Raw genomic sequence first — 6802 nt, 5'->3', positions numbered from 1 at the left:
GCACACGAACCGGCGAGGGCGAGCACGCGCACCGACGGCCGGCCCACCGCGCGGGCCCCGGTTCACGGCTTGCGGATCAGGCGCCCGGCGGAATCCGGGACGGGCGTCCCCTGCCCCGCGTCAGCGAGTACCCCCAGATGCCGGCGAGCGCCGCGAGGATGCCGCCGATCCCGGTCCACACCCAGCGGTCGGACCACCAGCCGGAGGTGTCGGGCCGGAGCGAGGACAGCGTCGCCGTCTTGGAGCCCGAACCATCGGAACCCTCGTCGGAGGCGTCGTCGGACTTCTCCGACGTCACGGCGATGCCCGGGACCAACGGCTTGGCGAGCGAGCCGTCGACCGCCGCGGAACCGCCGATGTCCTTGGAGTCCACGCGGAGTTCCGTGCTCATCGGCAGACCCAGATCGGCCGCGCCGAGACCGGTGGCGGTGAGCCGGATGTAATAGGTGCCCGGCAGCGGGTCGTTGGCCCAGATCTCCGACCAGGCACGCACGGTGCGCAGGGTGCAGGACAGCTCCACGGAGGACGCGTCCGACCCCGCCGTGCGGGTCTGCGCCCCGTACTGGCAGGCCTGACGGCGCCGCAGACCGTCGTACACGTCGATCTGCCAGGTCTCGGAGGAGCCGCGCTTGGACGCCTCGGGCAGCTTGACCGTCGCCTTCACGGTGGGCCGCTGTCCGGCGTCCGCGGGGAACTGCCAGTACAGGTAGTCACCCGTGGAGGCGTCGGCGGTGGCCTGCACTCCCTGCTCGATCTCGGTCGCCGTACGGAACGACGTACCGGCCTCGGTGGGCGCGGCGTCGTCACCCGAAGGGCTCGCGGACGGCGAGGCGTCGGCGAGCGCCGGGGAGGCGGTCACGCCGAGCAGCGCGGGTGCCGCGGCGACTCCCGCGAGGAGGGCGGCGGTGCTCAGTACACGTCGGATACGCATCAGTTGGTCCTCCAGACCGAGAACCGCCAGCGGGAGATCCAGCCCCACAGCAGACCGGCGATGAAGCCGGTGAGCACCAGGGCGCCGAGCAGCCACCAGCCGCGGCCGAGGCCGAAGGAGGCCACGTCGCTCGCCTGGTCCGGGCCGTCCACGACGTCGACGGTCAGTTCCAGGGGCAGTCCGGGCGTGGTCTTCACGCCGGACGCGGCCGAGAAGGAGTTGGACACCTGCAGACACACGACCTCGGCGGGCGCGTTGTCGTCGTCGCTCTCCGCCTTCGGGTAGCGCAGTCCGGTCGACACGACGTCCGTGCGGCCGTTCCCGGCCGACTCGCCGCGCACGATCTCCCGGCCGTGCGTGGTGACGGCCCGCAGCAGCACCCCGTAGTCGGGGTTGACCTGACGGTCGGCCGCGATGCTCACCGAGGCGCGCAGCTCCTTGCCGGGCGCTACCTCCACGCGGTACCAGCGGTGCTGGGCGAACTCCTCGCGGTCGGTGTAGATGCCCGACTTCACGGCGGGCGCCGCGGTGCACGAGTCGGCACCCTGCACGGCCACCGGCTTGACCACCGGATCGGCGGCGCGGCCCACCAACTGGTTGACGCGGTCGCTGAGCTGCTCCTTGTGCTCCACCGAGGTGTACGTGCCCCCGGTGGCCTCGGCGATGCAGCTCAACTGCCTGCTCACCTTGAGGTTGGGGACCAGACCCAGGGTGTCGATGGTCAGGTCGATGCCCTTGGCCGCGATCTCGCGGGCCACCTGGCACGGGTCCAGCGGCTGGCAGGTGTCCTCGCCGTCGCTGATCAGCACGATGCGCCGGGTGCCCTCACCGCCCTGGAGGTCGTCGGCCGCCTTGAGCAGGGCCGGACCTATCGGGGTCCAGCCGGTCGGGCTGAGGGTCGCGACCGCGGTCTTGGCCTCGGTGCGGTCCAGCGTCCCGACCGGGTAGAGCTGGGCCGTGTCCTTGCAGCCGGTCTTGCGGTCGTCCCCCGGGTAGTTGGCGCCGAGGGTGCGGATGCCGAGCTGGACCTCCTCCGGTGTCGCGTCGAGCACTTCGTTGAACGCCTGCTTCGCCGCGGACATCCGCGACTCGCCGTCGATGTCCCGGGCCCGCATCGAACCGCTGACGTCCAGCAGGAGTTCGACCTTGGGCGCGGTCGCCGTCGTTTCGTCGGCGACCGCGCCGGCCGGGTAGGCGATCCCGGCGGCCAGGAAGGCGAGCAGGGCGCAGACGCCCGCCGCCAGCCGTTGTCTTGTGATCATCGGCGGATCCTATTGATCAAAGGTGCCGCTCGTAAAAACGAGAGGTGTCGACCGTCAGGACGCGCCAGGTCCGGAGAGCGGGTTGGGAAGCCGAGTCCACAGGTCACCGGGGGTCTCCGGGGAGAGCCGCATCAACGTCAGAGCCTTGGCGGGAAGTGGCTCACCGAGGAGCGCGGGGAGGTCCGCGGTGCGCGGGAGATCCGCCGCGACGCCTTCAAGTGCCTCGCGCAGCACGGCCGCCGAACCCGCCGTCGCGCCCAGCGCGCCGCCGACGAGGGACCCGAAGAGCTTGCGCCGCAGGGCGGTCTCGTCGTCCGTCACGATGCGCCCGGACAGCGGCGGGACCGGCAGGCCGTGCCGGCCCAGCCGGGCCGGGCTCACCCGGATGTCGGCCAGGTCACGGTAGACGAGGCGGACGGGGGAGCCCGCGCGGTCGAGGATCACGAGCAGGTTCTGGCCGTGTGCCTCCAGGGCCACCCCGAGCTCCAGCAGCCGCAGCCCCACCGTGAGGACGAGACGGGTGAACTCGGCCAGCCAGGACGGTTTCTCGGGCAGCCGGGTCAGCGGAAGCGCGGCCACCGGGACACAGCGCTCGCCGTCGCCCGCGTACTCGTCCGGCGACTCCCGCACCACCGCCGCGAGATCGGGGGAACCGGCGGTGGCCGCGCCGAGGGTGCGGGTGATGTGCAGCGGCGCGTCCAGACGGGCCGCCATCTCCTCCATGAACGCCGAGACCGTGTCCGCCGTCCGCACCGAGTACACCGAGATGTCCCGCACCGACGAGGTCAGCCGGGCGCTCAGCGCCGTCTTCACATGCGGCCCGTCCGGCACCGCGAGCGTGCGCAGCGACATCAACGGGCGCCCGGCGAAACCCTCCTGGACCGGTGCGTCCAGCACATGGGCCACCTGCCAGGGATGCACCGGGATCAGCACCCGCTCCCCGTCCCGCAGCCACTTCGGCCACTCGCCCGTCACGAGCGCGTCGTCCACCGCCACCAGGCCCAGCCGCACCGACGTCCGGTGCTCGGGCCCGTACGCGAGTTGCTCGGCCACCGAGAACCCCGGCCGCGCACGGCAGTTGGGGTGATACGGGTGCCCGTCGACAATCCGCTGCTCCCACGCCCAGCTCGCCTCGGACGGACCGGGTGCCTCGTCCGGCCGCCGGTCGGCCCGCGACAGTGCCAAGGAGGCGACGCTGTCCGCGAGTTCGGCCGAGAAGGCACCACCGTGCGGCACGTCGAGGGCGTCGACGAGGACGTCCGGGCGGTCGTACACCCGCTCACCGAGCCGCACTTCGGTCACGTAGGCGGCGGTGGAGTACGGGTCGGGGAGGGGACCGCGCAGCCGGCGGCCGTCCGCCAGGCGAAGGGTCAGGCCCTCACCGTCCGTGTCACGGCGGGCGATCCACGGCAGCGGCTCGCAGGCCAGCGCACGCCACAGCCGGGTCAGCACGGCGGCCCGGGCCCCGGGCAGCGCCTCCGCGTACGGAGCCGACAGTCCGGGACGTACGACACTCAGCTCCTCGGCGAACGCGGCCTCGGTGTCGGGCGGGGAGGGACGGGGCACAGGCGGGCTCCTTGCGTACGGGGACTGCGTCGTGATCGTCCGCCGCGGCGGACATACTGATCACCAGTGCACCGTATGAATCGAATGGACCGGATGGATCGCGTGGACTTCAAGCCGACCGTGTTCCCCCAGCTCACCGCTGGCGACATGGACGCGGCCGCCGACGCGTACGCCGCCGCGCCATTGCTCAATTGTCTCCTCCGCGAACTCGCCGACCCCACGGGGGAACCGGGCGTGTTCCGGCTGCGCGCGAGCCGCCGGGAGCTGCGCGTACGGGGGACGCGGCGCCCCTTCGCACCCGACCTGCGCGCCGACGGAACCTGGCGGCGGCTCACCCACCCGGAGCTGGTCGCACTCGCCGCCGGGGAACTGCGCCGGTTCACCGGCGTGGACAACACCGGGCTGCCCGCGGAGATGACCGACAGCCGGGACGTGGTCGCGGCCCTCCTGCGCGCCCGCGCCCGCACGACGCCCCCGGAGGACCCGTATCTGCGGTCCGAACAGTCCCTGATCATGGGGCACCCGTACCACCCGGCACCCAAGACCCGCGGCGGCGGCCCGGTCTCCGGCTGGCTGCCGTACGCACCCGAGGCGTACGCCCGCTTCCCGCTGGAACTGCTCGCCGTGCGGGAGGACGCGGTCGTCGAGGAGGGCGACACGCGGGCCCTCGACGCGCTGGGCCGGGCCCCCGCCGGCTACCGGCTGCTCCCCGCCCACCCCTGGCAGTTGACGCTGACCGGGTCCGTCCCGGCGATCCAGGACGCCTTCGCCGACGGCCGTCTCCTGCGCCTCGGACCGACGGCCCGCCCGCTCCGGCCGACAGCCGCGATCCGCACCCTCTACGCCCCCGAGGACGACCTGTTCGTCAAGTTCAGCCTCGACGTCCGCATCACCAACGACATCCGCCGGCTGTGGAGGCACGACCTGCTGAAGGTCCGGGCCACCGACGCGGCCACCGCCGACGCGTTCGCCGCGCAGGACGGTCCCGCCGCCTGGCTCGGCGACCGCGGCTACCGCACCGCCGGCTTCGCCTTCGAGGAACTCGCCGTCCTGGTCCGCGACGGACTGCGCCCGCACCTCCTGCCCGGCGCCACCCCGCTGCTCGCCGCCGCCCTGGTGGAGGGCTTCGACGGCAGCCCGCTCGACCGGCTCACCGACCCGGCCGACTGGTGGGACGCGTACCTCCGTCACACCGTGCCCCCGGTGCTGGAGGCGTTCGCCCGCCACGGAGTCGTCGTCGAGGCGCATCTGCAGAACACGCTGGTGGCCGTGGACGGGGACGGCATGCCCGTCCAGGCCCTGTTCCGGGACGCGGAGGGCGTGAAACTGCTGCCGGAGGTGACCCGCGCGGCCGGCTGGGAACGGCTCGTCTACTGCCTGGTCGTCAACCACCTCTCCGAGCTGGCCGCCCTCTTCGCCGAACGCTTCCCCGGCACGGACCCCTGGCCCGCCGTACGACGAGAACTCCGCCGCTGCGGCGAGGCCCACGACCTCCCCGAGATCACCGCCCTGCTCGCCTCACCGACCCTCCCGGGCAAGACCAACCTGCTGCTCCGCTGGACATCCGCGGACGGCGCCGCCGCCCGCTACGTCCCGCTGCCGAACCCGCTGGCCGGGATCTGACACCCGCGGCCCCGACCGGGCCGCTCCAGGGCGGGCGTGCGCGGCCGACGGAGAGTCCCCCTGCTCGCGGCGGTCGGCGCCCCTCGCCGATGATGACGCGCGGTTACTATGGTCACTCCATGCCGGATACCTGGAGCAAGAGGCCCACCGTCGCCGACGGGACGACCGGAAGGCAGGCTGAAGACTCGGATGGCCTGGGAAAATGCTGAATGACGTCACCGTGACCCGCTACCTCGCGCCCCTGCGCGAGGGCGGCTCGTTGCCGGGGCTCGTCGAGGCCGACGACCTGGGGACCTACGTCGTGAAGTTCACGGGGGCCGCCCAGGGCCACAAGGCGCTGGTCGCCGAGATCATCGTCGGTGAGCTGGCCCGGGCCCTCGGTCTGCGCTTCCCCGAACTGGTCCTCGTCCACTTCGACCCGGCCTCCGGCGAGCACGAACCCCATCAGGAGGTCCAGGACCTGCTCCGGGCCAGTGCCGGGCTCAACCTCGGCATGGACTACCTGCCGGGCGCGAAGGACTTCACTCCCGAGGTCGCGCGGACGTTCCCGGTCGACCCGCTGGAGGCGGGCAAGGTGATCTGGCTGGACGCCCTCACGGTCAACGTGGACCGCACGGTGCACAGTTCGAACCTGATGATCTGGCCCACCCTCGGCATCGCGCCGCCCCGCCTGTGGCTGATCGACCACGGCGCGGCCCTCGTCTTCCACCACCGCTGGGACGCCTCGGCGCCGGAGAAGGCGTACGACTTCAGGAGCCACGCGCTCGGCGGCCACGGCCCGGACACCCGCGCGGCCGACGCCGAACTGGCGCCGAAGGTCACCGAGGAACTGCTGCGCACGGTCCTGGCGCAGGTGCCCGACGCCTGGCTCATGGACGAGCCGGGCTTCGCGAGCCCTGACGCGGTCCGCGAGGCCTACGTCGGCTACCTCCTCGCCCGTGTCCGCGCCTCCGCGGCCTGGCTCCCCACGGACTTCCCGAGCCGCGAACAGCTCGCGGCCGAGGACGCCGACCGCGCGGAGCGGACCCAGCGGGGCCGCCCGGACTGGCTCAAGCGCGTCCCCGACCTGCACGGCAAACCGGCGGCGGAACAGGATTGGTCGGTGCATCTGGGATGACGGACGTCCAGCGGGTCCAGATCGAGTACTGCACCCAGTGCCGCTGGCTGCCCCGCGCGGCCTGGCTGGCCCAGGAACTGCTCACCACCTTCGAGGCGGAGCTCGACGAACTGTCCCTGAAGCCCGGCACCGGCGGTGTCTTCGTCGTCCGGGTCAACGACGAGGTGATCTGGGACCGCCGCGAACAGGGCTTCCCCGAGCCCACCGCGGTCAAGCGCCTGGTGCGCGACCGAGTGGCCCCGGAGAGATCCCTGGGCCACTCGGACCGTACGGCGGACGGAGCGGGCGCGGCGGACTGAGCCG

The 6802-nt window shown here is 72.9% G+C and carries 6 protein-coding genes; 3 read left to right on the top strand and 3 right to left on the bottom strand.

The window, feature by feature from the left end:
- Positions 1-76 precede the first annotated feature (76 nt).
- From ACWEBX_RS24465 to ACWEBX_RS24455, 3 genes are read right to left on the bottom strand one after another with little or no spacing between them, the layout of a single operon-like run.
- Positions 77-931, bottom strand: a complete 855-nt coding sequence (locus ACWEBX_RS24465; RefSeq protein ID WP_451886957.1) for a hypothetical protein — start codon at positions 929-931, stop codon at positions 77-79.
- On the bottom strand, positions 931-2193 hold the full coding sequence (locus tag ACWEBX_RS24460; protein WP_451886956.1) for a VWA domain-containing protein: 1263 nt from the start codon (positions 2191-2193) through the stop codon (positions 931-933). Before ACWEBX_RS24460 ends, ACWEBX_RS24465 begins: the two co-directional genes overlap by 1 nt.
- 54 nt (positions 2194-2247) lie before the next feature.
- Positions 2248-3759 carry an IucA/IucC family protein gene (locus ACWEBX_RS24455; protein WP_451886955.1) on the bottom strand — a complete coding sequence of 504 codons (1512 nt, stop codon included), beginning with the start codon at positions 3757-3759 and terminating at the stop codon, positions 2248-2250.
- Between the two features lie 84 nt (positions 3760-3843).
- On the opposite strand from ACWEBX_RS24455, the gene ACWEBX_RS24450 reads away from it, so the two are divergent.
- The 3 genes from ACWEBX_RS24450 to ACWEBX_RS24440 all read left to right on the top strand — a co-directional run bounded on the left by ACWEBX_RS24450 (position 3844) and on the right by ACWEBX_RS24440 (position 6798).
- On the top strand, positions 3844-5382 hold the full coding sequence (locus tag ACWEBX_RS24450; protein ID WP_451886954.1) for an IucA/IucC family protein: 1539 nt from the start codon (positions 3844-3846) through the stop codon (positions 5380-5382).
- Positions 5383-5584: 202 nt separating this feature from the next.
- Entirely contained in the window at positions 5585-6499 is a 915-nt protein-coding gene (locus ACWEBX_RS24445; RefSeq protein WP_355773480.1) for a HipA family kinase, read from the top strand.
- Positions 6496-6798 (top strand): SelT/SelW/SelH family protein, encoded by a 303-nt coding sequence (locus tag ACWEBX_RS24440; protein ID WP_326784733.1) that lies wholly within the window; start codon positions 6496-6498, stop codon positions 6796-6798. Before ACWEBX_RS24445 ends, ACWEBX_RS24440 begins: the two co-directional genes overlap by 4 nt.
- Positions 6799-6802 lie beyond the last annotated feature (4 nt).

This window comes from Streptomyces sp. NPDC005070, from assembly GCF_053600395.1.
The sequence above is the reverse complement of the archived record's forward strand: the minus strand, read 5'-3'. Positions and strand labels throughout refer to the sequence as shown.

What these genes read in the sequence shown, in the direction of transcription:
- ACWEBX_RS24465 (WP_451886957.1), bottom strand. Translation starts at nt 931, where the DNA reads ATGCGTATCCGACGTGTACTGAGCACCGCCGCCCTCCTCGCGGGAGTC.
- ACWEBX_RS24460 (WP_451886956.1), bottom strand. Translation starts at nt 2,193, where the DNA reads ATGATCACAAGACAACGGCTGGCGGCGGGCGTCTGCGCCCTGCTCGCC.
- ACWEBX_RS24450 (WP_451886954.1), top strand. Translation starts at nt 3,844, where the DNA reads ATGGACCGGATGGATCGCGTGGACTTCAAGCCGACCGTGTTCCCCCAG.
- ACWEBX_RS24445 (WP_355773480.1), top strand. Translation starts at nt 5,585, where the DNA reads ATGCTGAATGACGTCACCGTGACCCGCTACCTCGCGCCCCTGCGCGAG.
- ACWEBX_RS24440 (WP_326784733.1), top strand. Translation starts at nt 6,496, where the DNA reads ATGACGGACGTCCAGCGGGTCCAGATCGAGTACTGCACCCAGTGCCGC.